This is a genomic window from Gammaproteobacteria bacterium, from assembly GCA_016200485.1.
In the GTDB taxonomy this organism is placed as follows: Bacteria; Pseudomonadota; Gammaproteobacteria; order Tenderiales; family Tenderiaceae; genus JACQEP01.
This window is the reverse complement of sequence record JACQEP010000005.1, coordinates 21,642-45,620: the sequence shown is the minus strand read 5'-3', so window position 1 is coordinate 45,620 and position 23,979 is coordinate 21,642. Positions and strand designations below refer to the sequence as shown.

The following is a 23,979-nucleotide window of genomic DNA, read 5'->3' as shown; positions in this document are numbered from 1 at the left end:
GGTACACAATGGAAAAGCAACATATCTCACAACAGTTTGACGCCGAACTCGAACGCCTGCGCAGTCGTGTGTTCGCGATGGGCGGCTTGGTCGAACAACAAGTACGCGATGCGGTTCGCGCTTTGACCGATGGTGATATTGCCCTCGCCGACAAGGTCATCACCAATGATTACAAAGTCAATCTGCTGGAAGTCGAACTGGATGAGGAATGCACCCACATCCTCGCCCGCCGCCAGCCAACAGCGGGTGACTTACGTTTGGTGGTGACGGTCATCAAGGCCATCACCGATCTGGAACGCATGGGTGACCAGGCCGAGAAAGTCGCCCGCATGGGTAAGGCACTCGCCGAACTTGAACGGCCACGTAATGGGTATATGGAAATTCAATCCTTGGGTAATCATGTACAAGGCATGATCCGCGACACCCTGGATGCCTTTGCCCGCATGGATGCCACCGCGGCAATCACGGTTGCCAAGGAAGACCTCAAGGTCGATCTTGAATATGAAGGTATCATGCGCCAATCCATCACCTTCATGATGGAAGACCCACGCGCCATCAAACGCGTGCTAGATGTGATGTGGGCGGCACGGGCGCTGGAGCGTATCGGCGATCACAGCCGCAACATCTGCGAATACGTGATCTATCTGGTGAAAGGCAAGGATGTGCGCCATATTAGCCTGGAACAGATGGCTGAGGAATTGCAGCTCGGTCCATATTAATTTTTTTCACCACAGAGACACGAAGAGCACAGAGTTTTGATTAAATCGCCGACCAAATCTCAAATGCGTTATCGGCAACGCAGCCAGGCCTTTTCTCTGTGTTCCCTATGTCTCTGTGGTGAATAATCAATTTTTTCAATAACCCTTGGCGGCGGAATTGATCTTCCCCGGAATCTCCCGCAACCGCTCAACACCGGTTTCAAGGTGACCATCTTTATGCAAGTGTAACCAGCGAAATCCCGGCGGAATCATGTCCAAGGTAAAATCTTTACTCACGGGCTTGAATTGCACACAGGTCGAAGGTGTCGCCAACAACTGCATGCCATTGCGTTGTGCGTGATATTCCTGATGCACATGCCCCCAGAACACCGCTTTTACTTGCGGATGCACATCCAGAATCGAAAATAATTCGTCGCCATTGTCGATACCAATTCGATCCAGCCATTGCGATCCTATCGCCACGGGTTGATGATGCAGGCACACCAGCGTTGGACGGTGGCGATTGGTTTGCAAGCGGCGTCGTAATAATTCCAGTTCATTAGCATCCAGATGACCGCCCACCTGTCCTGGCACTACGCTATTCACTGACAAAATCTGCCAGTCACCGACATCGATACTTGTGTCACAACGCAGCTCACCGCCTGCACAAGACACACGCATCAAATCCAGATCGTCATGATTTCCAGCAAGGCAATACACGGGAACACCAAGATCAGCGAGTATTTCACTCAAGCGTGCATAAGCCTCTGCACGTTCATCGTGAATCAAATCACCCGTCACCATTACCAGATTAGGTTGCCGCCGCTGCACCAGCGCAATGACTTCACGCAAGGCCCGCTCGCTTTCCAAGCCAAACAAACCGCCTTGCGGATCGGCAAAGATATGTGTATCCGTCAGGTGTGCGATTTCAAGATAAGGTTTGGATTGAGGCACTCGCCATCCTTATGATGAGGAACTCGATTTAACCGCTACGTTGTCACGCAGATAAACGGGTAGCGCCTGTTCGGCGGCCACTGCACCTCCCGCCTCCCAAATATCGATGGCCAGGTGTGCCACGTCCCGAGCCTGCGGCAACAAATCGGCCTTTACTCCGCTTAATTGTGACGCGTAATGCGCCATCAATACCTCGCCATAGGTCAACCAGCCACTGCCGATCCCCTGCCATTGGCCACCTGCCACCCGCGGCACTTGGCCGGGTGCACAGACCACCTCAGCGGCTTGTGACGTTAACTTGCCACCCGCCAGCTCAAACACTCCCCAGTACACCTCGCCCATCCGCGCATCCAGCGCCGCGATGATTCGCTGGCTGCCGGTTACCCGCTGCCCACCGGCAGCCAAGGTCGCCAGTGTCGAGACGGGAATAACGGGTAGATCGGCCCCAAAAGCAATGCCTTGAGCGACGCTGCATGCAATCCGAACCCCAGTGAAGGCGCCGGGTCCCCGGCCAAAAGCGATGGCATCCAACTGCCCCAGACTCAGCCCTGACTCGGCCAGGACTTCGGTAGCCATGTGCAGAATCAAGTCCCCATGGCCACGCGGCGCAAGTTGATAGCGTTCCAAAACTTCGTTGCCGTTCAGCAGCGCAGCGGAACAGGCTTCAGTGGCGGTTTCAATTGCGAGAATCTTCAAGTGCTTAGGCTTTCATCGCGAAAAATGTTCAAAATATGATACCGGATAACGGTATTTAATGTCTCACAAAAAAACCGGCGCCCCGTTACAGGGAACGCCGGTTCTGTCTGCGAAAAATCAGCGATTATTTGGAAATGCGACGACGTACCACCTGCAATTCGCCGTCGGCGATATCATTCTGTTCCACATTTTGTTTTGACCGCACCTGCAACTGCATGGTGACGACCGCACCGATGGCTCCGCCCATGCAAAAAGAAACGACCACGGCCTCAACGATAAAACTATATAAGCTGGACATGACTGGATCTCCTAGATTATTACCCGGCCTCCATTCCCTCTTGAGGCCCAACACCGCACCCTGCAATAAAGTTAACGGCGATCCTGGACGAAGATTTAGCCAATCATGATAGGACCTGAAAATTGTTTACAATTTTGCCACTTAGCTCACTGCAACATTGGGAACTTGTTCCATCCGGGCAAAAAATTGCTGCACCCGATCCAGACGCCGAGTGCGGCGCATCGGCGGCAGACTATCCAAAAAGACCTTGCCGTAACTGCGACTAATCAAGCGTGGGTCACACAACATCATTACACCGCGATCCTCGGCATCACGAATCAGCCGCCCCACCCCTTGTTTGAGCGAAATCACTGCTGTCGGCAACTGATGGTCACGAAAGGCGTTGCCACCCTGTCGTTCAATCGCCTGCACCCGCGCCTGCAACACCGGATCGTCGGGCATGGCAAATGGTAATTTGTCGATCACCACACAAGACAAAGCTTCACCGCGCACGTCCACCCCTTCCCAGAAACTGCCGGTACCCAATAACACGGCATTCCCCAGTTCCCGGAATTGCCGCAGCAGCTCAGACTTGGGCGCCGAGCCCTGAATCAGCAATGGATAATCGCAACGTCCGACCAACACCTCGGCTGCCCGTTTCAAGGCCCGGTGGCTGGTGAATAACAGAAAGGCCCGGCCGCGGCTTGCTTCCACCACTGGCAATGCGGCCTCAATCACCGCATCCGTATAGTCGGCGCTGTTCGGCTCGGGCAGATCCGGTGGCACATAAAGCAAAGCATTGCGGGCATAATCAAACGGACTATCCCATTTAGCGGTTGCCGCTACCTCCAGACCCAGCTGACGGGCGTAGTGACTGAAATCGTCCTTCACCGCCAAGGTAGCAGAGGTAAATATCCACGCCGCCTTACGCATCGCCATAAAGCGTTGGAACGGTTCTGCCACCGCCAGTGGCGTCGCATTCAAGGTAAACGTGCGCGGATAAACCTCCAGCCAATAAATCTGTTCGCTAACAGCCGGTTCACCAAATTGTGAAAGTCGAGTTTGCAACAACTCGGCCCGATCACAACAATTCTCCAATCCTTTGCCACGCGACGCAGCGGCTGACAATAATTCATGCAATGCCGACAGCGCATCGCTCATTTCTGTAAATGCGTTGATAACCTTGGATTCGCTGCGCACCTCGTTCCACAAGCGCCGCCCTTCATTGCCAAAGGCCAGACGCAAATCACGGACGCGATATTCCAGTGTCTCCGCCGCCTTCACCAATTCCGGCATATCACCGGCTTCGTGCTGATGCTCCAGTACGCTATCACGCGCCAGCTCCAATAATTGCCGACCACCGACGCTGACACCAAAAAATGTGCTCGCCACTTCCGGCAATTGATGTGCCTCATCGATGATGTAGGCTTCCGCCGTCGGCAACAGCTCGCCGAAACCATCTTCCTTGAGTGCCATGTCCGCAAACAACAAGTGATGATTAATCACCACCAGCTCCGCCTCCTGCGCCGCCCGCCGCGCCTTGGCGACATGACATTCCGCCAAATCCGGACACTCGCCGCCCATGCAATTATCAGCGTTTGAAGTCACCAACGGCCAGAGCGGAGAATCCTCCGCCACATCATTCACCTCGGCGATATCACCGGCCTGCGTCCGCCCCGCCCAACTCCGCACCCGTTGAAATTGATCGACCACCTCACGCGAGGCAAACCGCCCTTCCTGCTCCGCCAGCCGCAACCGATACTGGCACAGATAATTGGCCCGCCCCTTGAGCAGCGCCACCGACACCGGCACATTCAATGCCGAACGCACCATCGGCAAATCGCGATGAAAGAGTTGATCCTGAAGATTGCGGGTGCCGGTGGAAACGATCACCTTCTTGCCCGAGAGCAGTGCCGGCACCAGATAGGCGTAGGTCTTGCCCGTCCCCGTGCCTGCCTCAGCGATCAGTGTTGCGTAATCGGCGATGGCCTCCGCCACAGCCTCTGCCATCGCCTGTTGTTGAGGGCGGGGTTGAAAACCGGTAATGGTGTGGGCAAAGGGGCCTTGGGGGCCGAGGACTTCATGCATTTGTTCGATCATGGAGGGGACTGTAACCTGCATTGCGGCTGATATTCAATGTGGCACCGGAATCCGGCTTACCGGAACCGTGGGCGTCCCGCCCGCAAACAGCGGCCAGGATGGCCGCGCTCCCAATACACCATCGGTAGGATGTGGTGAACGCAGTGAACCGCATCAATCGCGACGCTTGCTCACCGCACCGTATGTAGAATAAAAAGCATAGGTTGATGGTATAGACGGCCACAAGTTACAAGTTTACCAAATTCAGCACTTGCAACTGACGAAGTGCCCATTCATGATGAATCATGATATTCATTAGTTGAAAACTGTCACCATTCGATTTAAGTTTACTAAACCGTTCTCGATAAGATTCTTCTTTAGATTTAAAAAACTTAACTATTGCCAAAATACCTACACATGGCATAGGAGGATCAATTAATTTCCATTTTCCGTCTTTTAGCGCTAGGTCATAGTTAATCCGTTGCTCCTGTTGTCCCTTTATCGCCCTAATTTCACGGCCGGACATGTTCTCCCACCATGGAGTGCCTGTTCCTTCAGTCTTCGCGAGAACTTTAAAGTTCACTTTAATTCGCATATGCGACTTATCAACAGAAATTATCTCCTCGATATTCCAGGCATTAACAATCAACAAAGGATCAGAATCAAGGAAAAACACTTCTCTGGCAGGGAGAGAACAATCTTTTTCACCACGACATTGATTATTATTGGGAGAAGTATAAATAACCTTATCTATTCTTCCTCCCGAATTCCCATCAAAATCACTCTGCAATAGCTCAGACAAAACCCTTTCGGGAGCCTCCTGTGCGTACGCAATATCTGGCTGACTAACCAAGTAGCTCGAAAACAGCATCAGCAAGATTAGCAAGCATAACCTATACTGAGAGTTATTTGCGAAACCCAGGGCAACCTTCACCACACCTCACCCCGCCCGATTATCCCAAACCTCTTCTTCCTCACCCCGCTCCTTCGTCCACACCAGACGACTCACCGCTTTGAAGCGGGCGACGGACATCATGCCGCGTTTGCTGCGGTTGCTTTCTTTGATGGCTTCGGTGACTTCGGAGCGTTCGCCCTCGTAGATTTCATAGGGCTCGAAATTTTCATCCAGCAATACCAGCAACACTGAATCCCATTGCTGTTCGAGCTTGAGCTGACCGATGCGTTGCCCGGCCTTGCCTTCGTCATAAATAACGCGGGCCTTGATTTGATATTTCAGACCTTCGCGACTGCCTTTACCGACGGCATCATAGCCACCCTCGGCTCCCGGCGGCGCCGGTTCCAGATCAAGCAGGCGGCAGGCATCGAACTGGGCGATCTCATTACTGACGCCCCCCAGCGGCTTGCCAGTGGCGAGTTTGTAGTCACGCGCGATGCGGCGCGTCTCGGCGATCAGTTTGTCCAGCGAATACAGCGCCACGTCAAAAGCCTATATCAATCAGTTACCCCATTATATAGCGATAATGCCACAAAAAGGCCAGCCATCCGGGGACTTATCTCTCGCCCAAACTCTGCCATAATCAAGGGAGGCCCACTTTACGAGGTGCTCCATGACCGGCCGCCTGCTCACCGCCCTGCAAAATCCCGCGCTCTTTGACCATCCGGTCACGGGGTTTGAGGTGATTGAAACCCATATCTCATGGGTGCTGCTCACCGGCCCTTACGCCTATAAGATCAAAAAACCGGTCGATCTTGGTTTTCTCGATTTCACCACCCTCGAGCAACGTCGCCACTATTGCCATCAGGAGATGACCCTCAATCGCCGCCTGGCACCGCAACTTTATCTTGAGGTGGTAGCAATTACTGGTAGCGAGGCCTCGCCACGACTAGAGGGCGACGGCGATGCCATCGAATATGCAGTGAAGATGAAGCAATTTGATCAGCCACAACAACTGGATCGGGTGCTAGCCCGTGGCGAACTGCTACCCGCACATATCGATCAATTGGCCGCACGCGTCGCCGCCTTTCATCAACGCATTGAAGTTGCAACGACCGAAAGTCCACACGGCACAGCCAAAGCCATTTTCAAGCCGGTCACCGATAATTTTCTGCACATTGAACCGTTACTCGAATCCAGCGCTGATAAAGCAGCGCTGTCTCGCTTACAAGAATGGAGCGTAAATACCTTCCAACGTCTGGAATACATCTTTGCCGAACGCAAAGCGAATGGCTACATCCGCAATTGCCATGGTGACATGCACCTGGCCAATATGGTGCTGATGGATAATGAGGTGGTCATTTTCGATTGCATTGAATTTAACGCCAACCTGCGCTGGATTGATATCATCAGCGAAGTCGCCTTCACCACCATGGACCTCGCCGAACGTGGCCGACCGGACTTTGCGGCGCGTTATCTCAACACCTATTTACACTATAGCGGTGATTATTCTGGCTTAGCGGTTCTGCGCTTTTATCAAATCTATCGCGCCCTGGTGCGGGCCAAGGTCACTGTCATTCGGATGGAACAAAAAGACATCACGCCCCAACAACGCGATACGTTATTGCGTGACTATCGCCGCTATATCGCTTTGGCGGAACAATACACCATCCCACATCAGACACCGTTAATCATTACCCACGGCGTGTCCGGATCCGGCAAAACCACGCTCACCCAACCAGCGCTGGAACATTATGGCTTGATTCGCCTGCGCTCCGATGTCGAACGTAAGCGCCTTTTCGGATTAAGTCCCGATGCACGGACTGATTCTGCCCCCGGTAGCGGCATCTATAGCCCCGATGCCGGCCAACGCACCTACCGGTATCTCGCCGAGCTGGCGCGTACCGTCATTAACAGTGGCTGGCCAGTCGTGGTCGATGCCACGTTTCTTAAACGAAGTGAGCGTGAACTGTTTCAACACCTGGCTCGCGAACTCGGCATTAAATTCATCATCATTCACTTTTATGCTGATGAACAGCTGTTGCGGCACTGGGTCATGGAGCGCCAGCAGCAAGCCCGCGATGCCTCCGAAGCCACCCTCGAAATCCTCGACCGGCAACTCACTACCCAGGAACCGTTGACTGATGATGAAGCAGACATGATCATCAAGATTGATTCCGGGATGGACACTGCGGCCCGCACCTTGATAAACCACCTGAAAAACTCGATGTAGGGTGGGTTAGTTGTGAGCTTTTCGCAACGTAACCCGCCAGCCTTGCCGCGAGGCACTCATTAAATACAAGCACACTTGGCGGGTTACACAAAAAACACTAACCCACCCTACATTTTATAGCTTATTTGCCTAAATTAATGGTATTGAAGCTATACTGAGTTATGTGCCTCGGAATACCTATGGAGATTACGGCCATTGATGGCCACCGCGCCCGGTGTCAGTCCAAAGGCATTACGCGCGAGGTCGATCTATTTCTGCTGGCAGATCAAACGCTAAAGGTCGGTGATTTTGTGATGGTGCATGTGGGACATGCCATACAAAGGATTGACGCCAGCGAGGCCCGCACGCGCTGGCAATTGTTCGATGACATGGAGAGACTGGCAATGGAGAAATTGGCAGATGCATGAACATTCGTTATGCAAATCCCTGTTGCAACAGATAGAGGCCTTTGCCCAGGAACACAAGGCCCGCAAAGTAAAATCCGTCACGCTCGATATTGGCCCGCTGGCGGGGATTGATCCCGAAGAACTACGCCAGGCTTTCCCCCATAATTCCGATGGCACAATTGCCGAAGGGGCTGAACTGATTGTGCGGCTGATCCCCTTGCGCTTTAAGTGCCGCGATTGCGGCTGTGAATCCGAGGGCGATCTCAAGCATATGCATTGCAGCCATTGCCAGAGCGACAACACCCGTCTGCTCGATGGCGATCAAATGCACATTGCTGACATGGAGCTTGTCGTTTGACGTGATGACTGCACGAAACTGGCTGGAGCGCATTCATCGCCTACCCGCACCCGACTCACCCGTCCGCATCATGAACGTCTGCGGCGGTCATGAGCGTACCGTCACTCACGCCGCATTGCGCACTATTCTTCCTGCGTACATCGAACTCATTCCCGGCCCAGGCTGTCCGGTGTGCATTTGCCCGGAAGAAGCCATTGAAACCGTTATAAATCTCGGTCTCGATCAATCGGCAATCATCATCAGTTTCGGCGATATGTTGCGCGTACCCATCAATCGCCCGCAGGCACAAATTCGATCTCTGGAGCAGGCACGCGCTGCCGGTGCAGACGTGCACGCTATTGCCACGCCACAAGAAGCGGTTGCGATTGCGCAGCAACATCCAGATCGACGTTGCATTTTTCTTGCTGTTGGTTTTGAAACCACCATGGCACCGATTGCCGCTGTCATCGCTCAAGGTCTACCCGCCAATCTCAGCCTCTTGGCCACTGGCAGACGAACAGCGCCGATCGTTAAACATTTACTCCGTACAAGTGATGCAGCATTCAATGCCCTGATCGCTCCCGGCCATGTCGCCACCATCATGGGCGTTAATGAGTGGCAATTTATTGTCGATGAACATCAGCTACCCGCGGCTGTCGCCGGTTTTACCAGCGAAAGTTTATTGGCCGCGATTTATTCCATCCTCCGCCAAAAACTCGAAGGGAAAATCTTTCTCGACAATTGTTACGCGGATGTTGCGAAACCAGAAGGCAATCCACGGGCTCAGGCATTGTTGGATCAAATATTCGAAATCAAACCCGGTATCTGGCGCGGCATTGGTCAGATTAATGATTCCGCTTTTGAATTACAGCGTGAATACGCCGCACATGATGCGCAGGATATATTTAATCTTCCGTCAGAAACAACTCAGAACACTCAAATGCCCGCGGGCTGCGATTGCGCCAACGTCGTGCTCGGGAAAATATACCCTAATGAATGCAAACTCTTCGGTAAAAGTTGTACACCGCAACGCCCTATCGGGCCGTGCATGGTGTCAGAAGAAGGGGCGTGTCATATAAACCAGGTGCCGCCTTAAGGCGGCTGTCACCCGCTATTTTCCTCCCCTCCTCATGACATGAGGAGGGGTGCCCGGAGGGCGGGGTGGTGTGCGTGAAGAACACCATACCAGCGAATCTTCATCAACTTCACCGCCACCCCTCCTCCTTAATTAGGAGGAGGGGATAAAAAACCAGAACATCGACCGCCGTATAGGTCAAACCTGTGGGAGTCCCCCGGCAGAGCCGGGGGTTTACCTCACTTAATTACAATTTTAATATTCACCATTGAGCCGTGGAACTCAGTCCATAGACTGGCATTTTACGAAAGACACCTTATGTCACTCTCTTCACAGCCCTCCCAAGTCGTGAGAAAGAGCACGCATCCCGCCAATTTTTGGCACTTCTCCGCGCCTTTGCGCCTTTGCGTTGGATTTTTTTAATCTCTATATTTAGAGATGCAAACCACACTCCGTCTTGGCACTCTCCACCCACCGCCCCGCCCGATCATCCCCAGGACGCGTGCAATGCGTGCAGCCAATGGAAGAATATCCCTGTGCCACCAGCGGATGGAACGGCAGATTATGGGTACGAATATACTCTTCGCGTTGTTCTTTCGTGATATCAACCAACGGATAAAATTTGATAATACCACCCCGAAATTCAAATACATCCAAATCGGCGCGATGTTCGGTCTGCCAGCGCATCAAGCCGGATACCCAGACCTTATAATTCTTTTTGATTGCCTCCAAGGGCTCGACCTTATTCACCGAGCAGCAGAAATCAGGATCGGTCTTCCAGGTTTGATCCTTGACCGTGTATTCGTGTTTCCAGTCCTCGGGCCGCACATCAATGACCTGCAAATGATAAAGCTCGATCAATTTGTCTTTATAAGCCAGGGTTTCCGGGAAATGAAATCCCGTGTCGATGAAATGCACGGGCTGCTCCGGCGCTGTGGTGGCAAACAAATGCAGTAGCAGCGCCGAATTAGCCGCAAATGATGACGTCAGCATCACCTCTGCGACTGTAAAGTCACGATAAAGTTGCTTTACCCTTTCTTCGACATTCAGTGGCCGATAGCGCTGATTCAAATCCTGAATCAGTGTTTCTATTGAGTCTGTGCTGGTCATTTTCTCTGTAGCTGCCATGGATACCGCCATCTTCTATCAATCACTCAAATTCGGTCCGGCTCGAGGACACTCAATCTTACGCTGCATTAACCTTTATACAATTATACTATAACCAATGGTTTATTATGTTATTTTTTTGTATATAGATATACGCATCAGCTATTTTACCCGTGCCCCTCTCGTGCTTTGCGGCCAGGGCGACAAGCTGCTATCCTAGCCGCGCTTACAACCACTGATATGGCACCCATGGAACGACTAGAAAATCTCTTAGAAAACAATCGTAAATGGACCCAAAAGATCACTCAAAACGATCCTGAGTTCTTTAAAAAACTGGTTAATCAGCAGGCGCCGGATTTTCTCTGGATCGGCTGCGCCGACAGCCGTGTTCCGGCCAATGAGATCGTGGGGCTGTTACCGGGCGAACTGTTTGTCCACCGTAACGTCGCCAACGTCGTCATCCACACCGACCTCAATTGCCTATCGGTTGTCCAATACGCCGTCGACGTGCTCAAGGTCGAACACATCATCGTCTGCGGTCACTACGGCTGCGGTGGCGTCAAAGCGGCCATGGACAACAAGCCGTTGGGCCTGATCGACAACTGGCTGCGCCACCTGCGTGATGTCTATCAAAAACATGAGCACGCCCTCAACGCCATCCAGGACGAAAACAAACGCTGGGATAAATTCTGCGAGCTGAACGTGATCGAACAGGTTCACAATATCAGTCATTCCACGATCGTCCAGGCGGCCTGGGAGCGCAACCAATCGCTATCCATCCACGGCTGGATCTATAGCATCAAGGACGGTCTGCTGCGCGACCTGCGCCTGTGCGTCAGCAAGCAGGATGAAATCTCTGAGCTGTATCGGATTGCGATCACCCCTCAAAACGAAGGTTAAAATAATAAATGTAGGGTGGGTTAGCGGCGTAGCAGCGTAACCCACCAAGCCGTCGCCGCAGGCGACACATCCATCTTCGCTTCACTCCCAGCCCCTCTCCACCTATGATGGAGACATGCCGCAAGCCCTCATTCACAATGCCGTCATACTCACCCGCCGCTGGTTGATTGGCGGCCTAGTGCAAGGCGTTGGCTTTCGCCCCTTTGTTGCCAGACTCGCCAAACGTTACAAACTCGGCGGCTGGGTACGCAATCAGCGCGATGTTGTCGAAATCATTGCACATGGCGACTCAGAGCAAGTTCTGAAGTTCGAACTGGCATTGTTGAGCGAAGCGCCCACCATTAGCCAACCAGTGTTGCTGCAATCCAGTGACTGCGATGCCGAATGCACTGATAACTTTGAAATCCATGACAGCTCGGCTGATCAAATCAACCACCCACACCTGCTGCCCGATCTGAGCCTATGCGATGCTTGCCTACAAGCGCTCAATGATCCAGACAATCGCCGTTATCGCTACCCCTTCATCGCCTGTAGCGAATGCGGTCCTCGCTATACTGTTTTGCAGTCACTCCCTTACGGACGGGAGCACACGACATTTCACGACTTTCCAATGTGCCCGCAGTGCCAAAATGAATACACGGATCCCACAGATCGCCGCTATCATGCCCAGACCATAAGTTGTCCAACTTGCGGACCACAACTTCGCTTTCATCATTATCGTGAAACGAAAACCATCGAGGATAACAACGCTGCAATCCACGCCTGCATTCAAGCCCTGCGTGACGGCCAAATCGTCGCTGTCAAAGGTATTGGCGGTTATCACCTGTTATGCGATGCCTACAATAACGAAGCGGTAGACACATTACGCCAACGCAAACATCGCCCCGCCAAACCGCTCGCCATACTTTATCCCTGGCGCGGAGAGGATGGCCTCGATGCTGTGCGTTGTGATATTGAAATCATCGATGCGCTTGGTGCTGAAACTCTGCTTCACCCACAGCACCCCATTCTCTTGTTGCCACGTAAAAAAAACAGCCGCTTGGCCGCCACCATTGCTCCTGGATTGAATGAAGTTGGCATAATGTTACCCTACAGCCCGCTACATCATCTCATCGCCAACGAATTCGGTGGCCCGCTGGTGGCTACTTCGGCCAACATCAGCGGCGAACCGGTACTCTACCGGGAACAAGAAGTTGATCATAAATTGCGCAACATTGCCGACGCCGCACTGCATCACAACCGCACTATATTGCGTCCTGCAGATGATAGTGTGTATCGCATCATCGCCAAGCAAGCACGACCGATTCGGCTTGGTCGTGGCATTGCGCCACTTGAACTGAATTTGCCTTGGACTACTCGCCAACCCATACTTGCACTGGGCGGGCATCTCAAAACCACGCTCACGCTCGCCTGGGATGACCGTGTCGTCGTTTCTCCGCATATCGGCGACCTAAGCAGTCCCGCCAGTCTCGATTTACTGATTCAACTCAGCCATGAGTTACAGAATCTCTATCAAGTAAATCCAGAAATCATCGTTTGCGATCGCCATCCTGGCTTCACTGCACATCGTTGGGCCGAAACTCAAAACTATCAAATCGAAACAGTATTGCATCATCACGCCCATGCCTCTGCGTTAATGGGCGAACATGGGTGCAAGGAAACTGCGCTCGTCTTCACCTGGGATGGCATGGGTCTTGGCGATGACGGCACGCTCTGGGGCGGCGAGACACTGCTTGGCCACCCCGGAACTTGGCAGCGAGTCGGCAGTTTCCGCCCCTGGCGTTTGCAAGGCAACGACCGCGCCGCACACGAACCCTGGCGTAGCGCTGCCGCGCTATGCTGGGAACTTGGTCTACCTGTGAATGAAAATAAAGCTACACGCATCGTCCACCAAGCCTGGCAACAAAATCTGAACTGTCATCAAACCAGCGCCATTGGCCGCTTATTTGATGCCGCTGCCGCGATCTTAGGATTGTGCGACGATGCCAGTTACGAAGCTCAGGCGGCCATGCTGTTGGAACACACCTGCAACTCCTTCGGTAATCCCGTTGACCTGCCCATTGACCAGCGCAATGCCCGGCTCTGGCGCTGCGACTGGCATCCGCTCGTCACCCGGTTACAGGACAATAAACTCACATCTGCACAGCGCGCCGCTGACTTTCACTCGAGCCTGGCGCACAATCTGTTGGCCCAAAGTCAACTGGCAAGAGCCAAATATGGAATCAATTTGATTGGCCTCAGCGGCGGTGTATTTCAAAATAACCGTCTTACCGAAGAAACTGTTTCCCTATTAAAAACAGGCGGATTCCACGTGTTATTACATCGATCTGTTCCCTGTAATGACGGCGGCCTCAGTTTTGGCCAAGCCATAGAAGTGATGCACAGGAGCACCCCATGACGCATACACCGCGTATCACCCTCGCCCACGGCAATGGCGGCCGCCGCATGCGGCAATTGATCGAAGAAATTATCGCCACCGCGTTTAACAATCCATATCTCGATACGAATACTGATGCCGCAACGTTACCTATCAACGCCATACCACCCGATCATCAGCTGGTGATGACGAGTGACAGCTTTACCGTTCAGCCGCTTGAATTTCCCGGCGGCAGCATTGGCTCACTGGCAATCCACGGCACGATTAACGATCTTGCCGTCAGCGGCGCATTGCCCCGCTACTTGACTGTCAATCTGATTATTGAAGAAGGGCTGGAGCTGGCGCAACTACAACGCATCATCAATGACATGGCCAGCACTGCGTGCGACAACAAAGTACACATCGTCGCGGGCGACACTAAAGTTGTCCCAAGAGGTGAAGGCAGTGGCCTATATATTGCCGTCGGTGGTATTGGGATCAAGCCCAAGCACATTCAATTCGGCATGCAATCCATCAAAACCGGCGATGCCATTCTTGTCAGCGGACCGATTGGGGATCATGGTGCTGCCGTACTCCTCGCCCGCAATACTTTTGGCCTCAGCGGCGAACTCCAATCCGATGCCGCCTCCATTCTTCCTCTTGTGCAGGTCTTACTACCACTCGATGGCCTTCGCTTCATGCGCGACCCTACACGCGGTGGACTCGCTACCGTGGCCCATGAAATTAGCCATGCGCGTGGTTTAGGCGTAACTTTATTTGAATCCACTATCCCGATACGCGACCCAGTGCGCTCATTCTGCGAAATCCTGGGTTATGATCCTCTCTATCTTGCCTGCGAAGGCCGCCTCGTCACGGTGATTGCCAGTTCGCAAGCACAAATCGCCCTCGACCAACTGCATACCGCCGGCGCCACTGAGACAGCGATAATTGGAACTATTACAAATTCGAAAGGACGTGTGACACTGGAAACAGAACTTGGAGGCCAACGACTATTACCGGAATTGGATGACGAGCCATTACCCAGAATTTGCTAGAGAATCTCACACCACATGCGATTAATTTCGATCCCCAACCACATTATTCGCATCACTCAACATAATGTAATGTCGCAGCTGATCACGTGTCATCGAATCCATGCGACCAAAGTCAAATGCAATTAATACTTGTCTGTCATCGCCAGATTCGTCACGATGCTGTTTTTCCGCCTCAAGACGGATAATCTGACCATATAACTTCATTACTTCCCCCGTAACCGGGCGCAACAGAATGGTCGCATAATCATAAATATAACCGGCCCCTGTCGAAGGCACCGGCGAACGCAACAAAATACCCGTTTCCGAAATATCAATTATTTCTCCAGAATACGTTTGCTGGCCTTCGGAAAATCCAAGATCAACATCACAGCTGATCATGGGTTGGATTCGCTTGGCACGCCGACGCTCATCCACGCCTATCGCCGCCACGACCATATTCAATAAATCTTCAGCCTTAAACGGCTTAGTCAATACCGCGCTTGCGCCAATTGCATCCGCAACAAACTGCGCCTTGGCCTCATTCTCGGCAGTGAGAAGAAACACCGGCGCGCCCGCTAGTCGAGGCCGTAACTGGATGCTCCTCAAAAAATCGCCTAACGACATGCCGGGCATATTCCAATCACTCACGATGAACAACAAGCGCCCATCGTAACTTTGTAACAGACGTAAGGCATGATCGGCATTTTCAGCTTCAATCACCTCACCCAATCGTCCATCCTGACGTAAAATGGAGGTAACGTACTGACGCATGGATATTGAATCATCAATCACCAAGGCAAAGCTTTTTTCGTGCATAAATTACCTCGGTCAATAATTCAGAAATCGGAAAGTTATGTATTACCTGCGATCACCTGCACACTATATATTATTTCGGCAACTTTCCGATTCTTTGCAATGGAGGGGGTTGATCACTTGCCAATATAATCATAACCATATGATTATATTAGTTAATTATTTGAAAAAGATCATCCATATCCCCAGATCAACGGCAGTGCCATCTCCAGTTCCCCATTAAACTCTACCGCACCGAGAATACTATATTCTGGACTTTGCGTATTGCGATACAGCGGTTTGATATAGCTTTTCCCATTAGGGTTCACCAGACTTGCCACACCCGGCTTCATACTGTCATAGCTGCGTTTAGTTACAATCGCGATTTCTTCATTCCTGAGTCGGACGTAACTGCCTGGCGGGTAGATTCCCATCCTTTTGATCAAGAGAATTGAAAGCGTTTCGTCATATTCCTTGCCACGCTCGAGAAAAACGGTTTTTAGCGCCCCTGAAGCCTCCAGTGATTTCCGGTAAACACGCGGCGATATCATGGCGCTGTAAACATCCGCCAGCGCAAGAATCTTGGCACCGATTACTGTTTTGTCTCCAGTCAGCCCACCAGGATAACCTTTACCATTGGCGCGCTCATGATGCTGACGAACGCTATCCAACCACTCCGGATCATTAATACCGCATGCCTTCAACATCGCCACACCCTTCTCAGGATGACTGCGCACCTCTTTTTGTTGTTCTTCGCTAAGTGCCGACGATTGTTGCTGCAATATATCCTGCAAATTGAGAATGGCAATATTAGATGTCAACGCTGCAGAGATAATGCTTTGCGATGATTTCGCGTCCATCGCTAAAGTATCGCAAAGAATGTAGCTAATTACTGCAGTATATATTGGATGCAGATTGCTATATTGATGTCTGTGCGCAACGTGAACAGCACCAATGGTGGCATCAATATCTTTTTTACATGCGCTTATGAGCGCATCACTGATAGCCAGAATCTCACTTTCAGCATTCTGATACTTCGCCAGATTTGGCAGAATCTCACCGACCTTGTCGGCACAGTGATCAATAATCTCGAATGGATTTAATTTTTCAATATTGACGGGTTCGATTATCTTTTCTTCTACAGAGTCCCCTCTTCAACGGTAGACTTCGTAGCGTCTGTGGACCCTATCGGTATTTGCGCAGCAATCTCGGACATAAATATACTCACATCAATGACGATGATCCCCATGTATTATTTCGGAAACATTAACATATATATTTATAGCTAAATGATTGTGGTTTGATGTTGAATGAATGCGAAACAATTGTTAACAATGATGTGACGATTGTTTTACTGATAACACGATATCTGTTTCTCAAAACCATCAGCGATGTTAATGCATACAATTACCAGCGCCTCGGCCGACTGAGGCATACGATATTTTAGAGGGGAATCAGCATCTGACTACGTGCCGGGATCAAAAAAGCCGGGGTTCAAATGGCTTGCAGGGGCAACATGAGCAGCCCGGAATATCATCAAATCAAAGCGTCGAAATGTATAAAAATGCTACCGGGAAAAGGGGGATAATTTACACACTAGTATGTAACACCATTTCTGACCCCGGGATTGCGCTATCCCGTTGATTTAGCGTAATTATTGGCTTTTGGTGTTATTTGGCGGAGAGCGAGGGATTCGAACCCCCGGAAGGTCACCCTTCAACGGTTTTCAAGACCGCCGCTTTCGGCCGCTCAGCCAGCTCTCCGTTTGGAAGCGGAAGGATACCGAATAATGAGGAATATTGCCAACTTAGTTGGAACCGACTTGCCATTTTTGGGTCAAACGATACACTGTTGGTGTCTGGCAGTTGTTAGATTTTCCATAAGGAGATCAATGTAATGTCGCAATACAATCAAGCTTCTATCGCCCGCCCCCTTTCCGGCACCCTCGCCACCCAGAAGGTGCTGCGCAACACTTACATGTTGCTGGCCATGACCCTGGCCTTCAGCGCAGTAATGGCCGCCGTTTCAATGGCGGTACAAGCCCCGTACTGGGTATCCATGGTTGGCTCACTGGTCTCGCTGGGGCTGATCTGGTTTGTGTTGCCACGCACGGCGCACTCTGTCGCTGGCCTGGGCGTGGTATTCGCCATTACCGGTCTGATGGGGTTTGGCCTCGGCCCGGTCCTGAACCACTACCTGAACATGGCGAATGGTTCGATGATTGTGATGCAATCCCTGGGGGCGACAGCGGTGGTGTTCGTCGGCTTGTCGGCTTATGTGTTGACCACACGCAAGGATTTCTCCTTTATGGGGGGCTTCCTGATGGCGGGCTTGCTGATTGCCGTGGTTGGGATGCTGGCATTGTTGGTTGCCGGGCTGTTTGGTTATCAGTTCAGCGGCGCTTCACTGGCGCTATCGGGCCTGGTCGCCATGCTGATGTGCGGCTTCATCCTGTTTGATACCAGCCGTATCGTCAATGGTGGCGAAACCAATTACATCATGGCGACCGTTTCACTGTACCTCAATATTTACAATCTCTTCATCAGCCTGTTGCAGTTGATCGGCTTCGCTAACGACGACTGATCAGGCATTCGTTAAATGGTTATAAAGGCCCCGCATGGGGCCTTTATTTTTGGTATTGTGGTAGCGAATTAAATACTGGTTTCTCACATGACGACTGAACATCCATTTGCTCAATATGTACGCATCCTTGGTAAGGGCCGCCACGGCTCGCGCGCCTTGACCGAAGACGAAGCGCGTCTGGCGCTCGGCATGATCCTGGATGGCGCTGCAGAGCCGGTGCAAACCGGTGCTTTTTTGATGTTGATGCGCGTCAAGGAAGAAACGCCTGAAGAAGTGGCGGGCTTTGTGCGTGCAGTACGTGAACGGATTCCACTGCCCACGCCTGTCCCTGCCGTGGACATTGATTGGTCATCCTATGCGGGCAAGCGTCGCCATCTGCCTTGGTTCATTCTGAGTACATTATTACTGGCTGCCAATGGCGTGCGCGTATTTATGCATGGCGCGGGAGGCCATACCACCGGACGTCTTTACACCTGCGATATCTTGCAACAATTGGGATTAACCCCCAGTCTGGATCTAAACACTGCGGCCACACAGCTGGCTCAAAATAACTTTGCCTATGTTGATCTTGCCGATCTCTGCCCTGCGTTGCAGGCGATCATGGATCTGCGACCACTGTTTGGTCTACGCTCGCCGGTGCATACTGTAGCGCGGATGCTAAATCCACTGAATGCACCGTATCAGATGCAAGGCATCTTTCATCCCGGTTATCAGAACATCCATCAAGGTGCAGCGCTGTGCCTGGGGCAACCTCATACTGCCATCATCAAAGGTGAGGGGGGCGAGATTGAGCGTAATCCCGATTCGCCGTGCAAACTGTATTGGGTCAACAATGGTGAAACCGGCATTGAAGACTGGCCATCAATCTTCGAACGCCGCCATGTGCGGCCAGATCAGCTAAATGTTGCTGAACTTACCGCACTCTGGCGTGGGGCGCATGACGATGAATACGCTATCGGAGCTGTCACTGGCACCTGTGCTGTTGCGTTACGCTTGTTGAATAAAGCAGACTCTCCGGCAAGCGCGATGGCATTGGCAAATGATTGGTGGAGTGCGAGGCCGAAGGATTGGCTTTAAAGTTTTGTGTCGCCTCTGGCGACGGCTCGGTGGGCTACGCCGCCCTGCGGCTAACCCACCCTCGGCAATTGCTCCCTGCGTTGCCCTCGTGCATCCATGCACTCGTACATTTATTTTTCGTGGATTTTAGTTTTTATTCCAGGCGAGCTGCTCATGCAGTTTCACCACATCACCGACAATTAATAATGTCGGCGCATGTACTTCATCCAGCCCTGCAATGATTTTCGGCAAGGTACTGACTGTGCCGATATGGACTCGCTGCTGTGGCAGCGTCCCCTGCTCCACCAATGCGGCGGGCATATCGGTGCGGATACCGTGCTTTATTAATTCACTGCAAATAATATCAAGACCCGCCAATCCCATATACACCACCAGTGTTTGACGCGGCTGGATTAACGTAGACCAATCCAGATCCACCGCGCCATCCTTCAGCTGACCGGTCACAAACACCACCGACTGTGCATAATCACGATGCGTCAGCGGAATTCCGGCATAGGCCGCGCAGCCCGTGGCCGCGGTAATCCCAGGCACCACCTGAAAAGGTATATTCGCCGCTGCAAGGCCCGCGATCTCTTCACCGCCACGTCCAAAAATAAACGGATCGCCGCCTTTGAGTCGCAATACACGCTTACCCTGGCTCGCCAGATCGATCAGTAATTGATTGATCTCTTCCTGGCGCACGGCATGAAAATCACGGCGCTTGCCGACATAAATCCGTTCCGCTTCACGCCGCACCAAATCCAGAATTTGTGGGGAGATGAGTCGATCATAAAGGACAACATCGGCACGCTGCATTAAGCGCAATGCACGAAAAGTGAGTAGATCAGGATCACCCGGACCTGCACCGACGAGATACACTTCACCTCGCGTCAGGGATTCAGAATCTGTAGCTGCCAGCGCCGACATCAACGCCTGCTCTGCCTCCGCCTCTTTACCCGTCAACACCTGCTCTGCAATCGGGCCTTCCAACACATGTTCCCAAAACCGGCGCCGCTGACCGATGGTTGCAAATCGTTGTTTGACCTGTTGGCGAAAGCGACCACTGAATTCTGCTAACCGACCATACCCCGCAGGCACCAGCGTTTCCAAGCGTGCACGCAATAAGCGGCCCAAGGTGGGTGACTGCGCCTCAGTGGAGACTGCGATCAACACCGGTGAGCGATCAATAATTGAAGGCAAGATAAAACTACAAAGCTCAGGATGATCCACTACATTCACAGGAAGATTCAGCTGACGCGCCTGCAACGAGACTTCGTGATTCACTGCCTCGTCATCGGTCGCAGCGATAACGAGTGTAGCGTGTTCGAGCTGCGACTCTTGATAAGTTCCGGCGATATGGACAATCGACCCCTCATTGGCAAACGACTGCAATATCGGGCACAAGTGGGGGGCGACGACGGTGACCTGCGCCTGTGCCCGCAGCAACATCTGCACCTTGCGCGCGGCCACCTCGCCACCGCCAATGACAAGGCATGATTTTTGTTTGAGATCGACAAATATCGGTAAATACTGCATGGTCAAACCTTAATAAACTGTTATGACTGTCATTTTAACATACCGTTCCCTTATCCTTGGCATCCGCTATCTGTTCAAACCCAATGGCTCCACGATACACTGGACCATCAATTCGCAGGTCAGCCCATGAAACCGATTCTGATTTTCCGCCACTTTGCTGGAGAAGGCCCTGGCTATCTAACTGAGGTGCTTGATCGCCACGGTCTACGCTATCAATTGATTGCAATCGACGCCGGAGATACCGTTCCCATCGATCCAGCGTTGTTTTCGGGACTAGTCTTTATGGGAGGACCGATGAGCGTCAACGATCCACTGCCCTGGGTTACACAAGAACTCACCCTCATCCGCAAAGCTCAGGAGTTACGGATACCAATCCTGGGCCATTGCCTGGGGGGACAACTGATCAGCAAGGCACTGGGCGGCACCATTGATCGCAATCCCGTTAAGGAATTGGGTTGGCTACCAGTCACACAAACTAGCAATGACGTTAATAACGAATGGCTGCATGGGTTAGCACAAAATTTCGAAGTCTTTCATTGGCATGGTGAGCGCTTTACCTTGCCGAAAAATGCCGTGCATTTGTTTGGCAGCGATTTTTGTACCAATCAGGCCTTTTCTTTGGGTAATACACTGGGGCTGCAATGTCATGTTGAAATGACAGTTTCCATGGTGCGACATTGGGCGGAACACTTCGATCAGGAAGGCGTAGCGCCTTCAGCCAGCATACAAAACCCAACTGCGATGACCGAAGATTTGGCACGCCGCGTTGAACGTCTTCAGAAAATAGCAGATGTTTTGTATGCGCGCTGGCTGAAACCGATCCTGATCAGCAAATAACTTCTACGCCGTTCATGTAACCTTGGAGTACTTTCGGCACACGAATCGAACCATCGGCTTGCTGATAGTTCTCGATGATCGCGACCAAAGTCCGGCCCACGGCAAGACCGGAGCCATTCAAGGTATGCACCAATTCCGGCTTACCCGTTTCAGGATTACGCCAGCGCGCTTGTAAACGTCGCGCCTGGAAATCTTCGAAATTGCTGCACGAAGAAATTTCGCGGTATTTCTGCTGCCCCGGCAACCAGACTTCCAGATCATAGGTCTTGGCCGCTGAAAAGCCCATATCGCCGCTGCACAACACAATACGCCGGTAAGGCAAGCCCAACCTCTCCAGCACAATTTCGGCATGTCGAGTCAGCTCTTCATGGGCCTGATAGGAATCTTGTGGTTTCACAATCTGCACCAATTCCACTTTTTCGAATTGATGTTGGCGAATCATGCCACGCGTGTCTTTGCCATAAGAACCCGCTTCACTGCGGAAACACGGCGTGTGACACACAAACTTGCGCGGCATGACGTCACTATCCACAATCACGTCGCGCACGATATTGGTGACTGGCACCTCTGCCGTTGGAATCAGATAATAATTCTGTTCACCTGACAGTTTGAATAAATCCGCCTCAAACTTTGGCAGCTGACCCGTGCCGCGCAAGCTATCGGCATTGACCATGTAAGGTACGTAAGTCTCGGTGTAGCCATGCTCACTGCTATGCAAATCGAGCATAAACTGAATCAATGCCCGATGCAGCCGCGCCATGGCACCGGACATCACCGTAAACCGTGCACCGGTAATCTTGGCCGCAGTATCGAAATCCATCAGCCCCAACGTGGTGCCGAGATCGACATGATCCTTCGGCTCAAAATCAAACTGCGCAGGCTCACCCCAACGCTGAATCTCGCGATTATCATTTTCATCGCGCCCTTCAGGGACGCTGGCATGCGGGATATTGGGGACACTCAACAAGATATTTTCCAGATCGATCTGAACTTGCTGTAATTCCTGCTCTGCGGCCTTGAGGCGATCGCCTAAATCGGCCACTGCTGACATCAATGGAGCCACGTCCTCGCCCTTGGCCTTTGCTTGCCCGATAGCTTTGGAGCGGCTATTTCGCTCGGACTGCAATTCCTGGGTGCGTACCTGAATCTCTTTGCGGCGACTTTCCAATTCCCCCAGGCGCGCAACATCCAATGTAAAACCACGCTTAGCCAATTTGGCGGCAGTTTCATTCAGTTCATTTCGAATTAATCTCGGGTCCAGCATTACAAACCTTTCCTTTAATATCTTTAATATTCACCACAGAGGCACAGAGCACACGGAGAAATGATTAATTCGCATTGAATTCATACTCAATACCGTCAATGCACATGCTTATTCTGCTCACATTTTTACTTCTCTGTGTCTCTGTGTCTCTGTGTCTCTGTGTCTCTGTGGTAAATAATTTCAAATCACTATTCATTCACCCACACATTCCACTTCACCATATGTTTAGGTTTGATCGTGGCATTTAAATGCTCAAGGATATTTTCAATCTTGGCGGGTTCATCGAAGAATTCAACCACCAGCGGCAAATTCAGGGACAAATCTGTTAGCCGTGAACTGTGCACCTGGCCGGTGTCACCAAAACCCCCGATGCCACGAAACACCGTCACGCCCCGCACCTTTTCCCAATCATGCAGGCGCTTGAGCAGATTATCCAGATGGCTGTCATATTCGCTGAGATACAGGCGCACCATGGTGACTTCGGTCATTTTCATAATTGTCTCCCCGCCACTGATCCCAACCATACGGCACCGAGACACAGCACAACGCTCATTATCACATTCAAAACGGCCCGGCTGATAGCGCCCGTCTCGAGCAAAGAAAGTGTCTCGAACGAAAAGGCAGAAAAGGTGGTAAAGCCACCCAAGACTCCAATCAAAATCGCGGCCCGCCACTCAGGTCCCAGCGCCAGACGCTCGATTAACAGCACTGATAACAGTCCCATCAAAAACGAACCCAACACATTGACCGCCAATGTCCCGTAAGGAAAGTCGCGACCTAACCACTGATACATGCCGCTCGACATCCAGAATCGTGCCACGGAGCCTAGCGCTCCACCAGCGGCAATCGCGATCAGTTGATTCAAGCTCGCTCCCATTCTCGCT

Annotated in this window: 25 protein-coding genes and 1 tRNA gene; 12 read left to right on the top strand and 14 right to left on the bottom strand. The window is 51.9% G+C overall.

From position 1 onward, the window contains the following. Nucleotides 1-8: 8 nt before the first annotated feature. Entirely contained in the window at nucleotides 9-719 is a 711-nt protein-coding gene (gene phoU, locus HY272_02585) for a phosphate signaling complex protein PhoU (protein ID MBI3771577.1), read from the top strand. A 135-nt stretch (nucleotides 720-854) separates the two neighbouring features. Here phoU and cpdA read toward each other — a convergent pair whose 3' ends face one another. From cpdA to HY272_02555, 6 genes are all read right to left on the bottom strand, one after another. Beyond that, nucleotides 855-1,652 (bottom strand): 3',5'-cyclic-AMP phosphodiesterase, encoded by a 798-nt coding sequence (cpdA, locus tag HY272_02580; protein ID MBI3771576.1) that lies wholly within the window; start codon nucleotides 1,650-1,652, stop codon nucleotides 855-857. Nucleotides 1,653-1,661: 9 nt separating this feature from the next. Continuing rightward, nucleotides 1,662-2,348, bottom strand: a complete 687-nt coding sequence (tsaB, locus tag HY272_02575; protein MBI3771575.1) for a tRNA (adenosine(37)-N6)-threonylcarbamoyltransferase complex dimerization subunit type 1 TsaB — start codon at nucleotides 2,346-2,348, stop codon at nucleotides 1,662-1,664. A gap of 124 nt (nucleotides 2,349-2,472) precedes the next feature. Continuing rightward, a complete protein-coding gene (locus HY272_02570) occupies nucleotides 2,473-2,646 on the bottom strand; it encodes a hypothetical protein (protein ID MBI3771574.1) in 174 nt (57 codons plus the stop codon). A 141-nt stretch (nucleotides 2,647-2,787) separates the two neighbouring features. Continuing rightward, the gene (locus HY272_02565; GenBank protein ID MBI3771573.1) at nucleotides 2,788-4,746 is read right to left on the bottom strand and encodes an ATP-dependent DNA helicase; all 1,959 of its coding nucleotides are present in this window, start codon (nucleotides 4,744-4,746) and stop codon (nucleotides 2,788-2,790) included. A gap of 205 nt (nucleotides 4,747-4,951) precedes the next feature. After that, complete coding sequence (locus tag HY272_02560; GenBank protein MBI3771572.1) at nucleotides 4,952-5,506, bottom strand: hypothetical protein; 555 nt, start codon at nucleotides 5,504-5,506, stop codon at nucleotides 4,952-4,954. A gap of 138 nt (nucleotides 5,507-5,644) precedes the next feature. After that, nucleotides 5,645-6,142, bottom strand: coding sequence for a hypothetical protein (locus tag HY272_02555; protein ID MBI3771571.1), 498 nt, complete (start codon nucleotides 6,140-6,142; stop codon nucleotides 5,645-5,647). A 130-nt stretch (nucleotides 6,143-6,272) separates the two neighbouring features. Here HY272_02555 and HY272_02550 point away from each other — a divergent pair, with 130 nt between their 5' ends. From HY272_02550 to hypD, 4 genes are all read left to right on the top strand, one after another. After that, on the top strand, nucleotides 6,273-7,832 hold the full coding sequence (locus tag HY272_02550; GenBank protein ID MBI3771570.1) for an AAA family ATPase: 1,560 nt from the start codon (nucleotides 6,273-6,275) through the stop codon (nucleotides 7,830-7,832). Nucleotides 7,833-7,993: 161 nt separating this feature from the next. Next, the gene (locus HY272_02545; protein ID MBI3771569.1) at nucleotides 7,994-8,239 is read left to right on the top strand and encodes a HypC/HybG/HupF family hydrogenase formation chaperone; all 246 of its coding nucleotides are present in this window, start codon (nucleotides 7,994-7,996) and stop codon (nucleotides 8,237-8,239) included. Further along, a complete protein-coding gene (hypA, locus tag HY272_02540) occupies nucleotides 8,232-8,576 on the top strand; it encodes a hydrogenase maturation nickel metallochaperone HypA (GenBank protein ID MBI3771568.1) in 345 nt (114 codons plus the stop codon). The genes HY272_02545 and hypA overlap by 8 nt, the downstream gene beginning before the upstream one ends. A gap of 4 nt (nucleotides 8,577-8,580) precedes the next feature. Then, complete coding sequence (hypD, locus tag HY272_02535) at nucleotides 8,581-9,651, top strand: hydrogenase formation protein HypD (protein MBI3771567.1); 1,071 nt, start codon at nucleotides 8,581-8,583, stop codon at nucleotides 9,649-9,651. 411 nt (nucleotides 9,652-10,062) lie between these two features. Here the strand turns inward: hypD and HY272_02530 are convergent, their stop codons facing one another. Continuing rightward, nucleotides 10,063-10,740, bottom strand: a complete 678-nt coding sequence (locus HY272_02530) for a phosphoadenylyl-sulfate reductase (GenBank protein MBI3771566.1) — start codon at nucleotides 10,738-10,740, stop codon at nucleotides 10,063-10,065. Between the two features lie 246 nt (nucleotides 10,741-10,986). Between HY272_02530 and can the strand changes: the two genes are divergently transcribed. From can to hypE, 3 genes are all read left to right on the top strand, one after another. Next, complete coding sequence (gene can / locus HY272_02525) at nucleotides 10,987-11,637, top strand: carbonate dehydratase (protein MBI3771565.1); 651 nt, start codon at nucleotides 10,987-10,989, stop codon at nucleotides 11,635-11,637. 115 nt (nucleotides 11,638-11,752) lie between these two features. Further along, a complete protein-coding gene (gene hypF, locus HY272_02520) occupies nucleotides 11,753-14,035 on the top strand; it encodes a carbamoyltransferase HypF (GenBank protein MBI3771564.1) in 2,283 nt (760 codons plus the stop codon). Beyond that, the gene (hypE, locus tag HY272_02515) at nucleotides 14,032-15,048 is read left to right on the top strand and encodes a hydrogenase expression/formation protein HypE (GenBank protein ID MBI3771563.1); all 1,017 of its coding nucleotides are present in this window, start codon (nucleotides 14,032-14,034) and stop codon (nucleotides 15,046-15,048) included. Before hypF ends, hypE begins: the two co-directional genes overlap by 4 nt. A 21-nt stretch (nucleotides 15,049-15,069) precedes the next feature. Here the strand turns inward: hypE and HY272_02510 are convergent, their stop codons facing one another. Together HY272_02510 and HY272_02505 are read right to left on the bottom strand one after the other, a co-directional pair. Beyond that, nucleotides 15,070-15,843, bottom strand: a complete 774-nt coding sequence (locus tag HY272_02510; protein ID MBI3771562.1) for a response regulator — start codon at nucleotides 15,841-15,843, stop codon at nucleotides 15,070-15,072. Between the two features lie 170 nt (nucleotides 15,844-16,013). Further along, the gene (locus tag HY272_02505) at nucleotides 16,014-16,679 is read right to left on the bottom strand and encodes an HD domain-containing protein (protein MBI3771561.1); all 666 of its coding nucleotides are present in this window, start codon (nucleotides 16,677-16,679) and stop codon (nucleotides 16,014-16,016) included. Between the two features lie 48 nt (nucleotides 16,680-16,727). Here HY272_02505 and HY272_02500 point away from each other — a divergent pair, with 48 nt between their 5' ends. Further along, nucleotides 16,728-16,922: a hypothetical protein gene (locus tag HY272_02500; protein ID MBI3771560.1), complete on the top strand. Its 195-nt coding sequence runs from the start codon at nucleotides 16,728-16,730 to the stop codon at nucleotides 16,920-16,922. Between the two features lie 572 nt (nucleotides 16,923-17,494). On the opposite strand, the gene HY272_02495 is transcribed toward HY272_02500, so the two are convergent. Then, nucleotides 17,495-17,582: transfer RNA gene (locus HY272_02495), tRNA-Ser, on the bottom strand. Nucleotides 17,583-17,715: 133 nt separating this feature from the next. Here HY272_02495 and HY272_02490 point away from each other — a divergent pair. Together HY272_02490 and HY272_02485 are read left to right on the top strand one after the other, a co-directional pair. Continuing rightward, a complete protein-coding gene (locus HY272_02490; protein ID MBI3771559.1) occupies nucleotides 17,716-18,402 on the top strand; it encodes a Bax inhibitor-1/YccA family protein in 687 nt (228 codons plus the stop codon). Nucleotides 18,403-18,489: 87 nt separating this feature from the next. Next, complete coding sequence (locus HY272_02485) at nucleotides 18,490-19,479, top strand: glycosyl transferase family protein (protein MBI3771558.1); 990 nt, start codon at nucleotides 18,490-18,492, stop codon at nucleotides 19,477-19,479. Nucleotides 19,480-19,605: 126 nt separating this feature from the next. Here HY272_02485 and cobA read toward each other — a convergent pair whose 3' ends face one another. Beyond that, on the bottom strand, nucleotides 19,606-20,994 hold the full coding sequence (gene cobA, locus HY272_02480) for a uroporphyrinogen-III C-methyltransferase (GenBank protein MBI3771557.1): 1,389 nt from the start codon (nucleotides 20,992-20,994) through the stop codon (nucleotides 19,606-19,608). Nucleotides 20,995-21,120: 126 nt separating this feature from the next. Here cobA and HY272_02475 point away from each other — a divergent pair, with 126 nt between their 5' ends. Next, complete coding sequence (locus HY272_02475; GenBank protein MBI3771556.1) at nucleotides 21,121-21,831, top strand: type 1 glutamine amidotransferase; 711 nt, start codon at nucleotides 21,121-21,123, stop codon at nucleotides 21,829-21,831. On the opposite strand, the gene serS is transcribed toward HY272_02475, so the two are convergent. From serS to crcB, 3 genes are all read right to left on the bottom strand, one after another. Continuing rightward, nucleotides 21,821-23,095, bottom strand: coding sequence for a serine--tRNA ligase (gene serS, locus HY272_02470; protein ID MBI3771555.1), 1,275 nt, complete (start codon nucleotides 23,093-23,095; stop codon nucleotides 21,821-21,823). The genes HY272_02475 and serS overlap by 11 nt on opposite strands. 188 nt (nucleotides 23,096-23,283) lie before the next feature. Beyond that, nucleotides 23,284-23,589 (bottom strand): DUF190 domain-containing protein, encoded by a 306-nt coding sequence (locus HY272_02465; GenBank protein MBI3771554.1) that lies wholly within the window; start codon nucleotides 23,587-23,589, stop codon nucleotides 23,284-23,286. Beyond that, a complete protein-coding gene (crcB, locus tag HY272_02460; GenBank protein MBI3771553.1) occupies nucleotides 23,586-23,960 on the bottom strand; it encodes a fluoride efflux transporter CrcB in 375 nt (124 codons plus the stop codon). Before crcB ends, HY272_02465 begins: the two co-directional genes overlap by 4 nt. Nucleotides 23,961-23,979 lie beyond the last annotated feature (19 nt).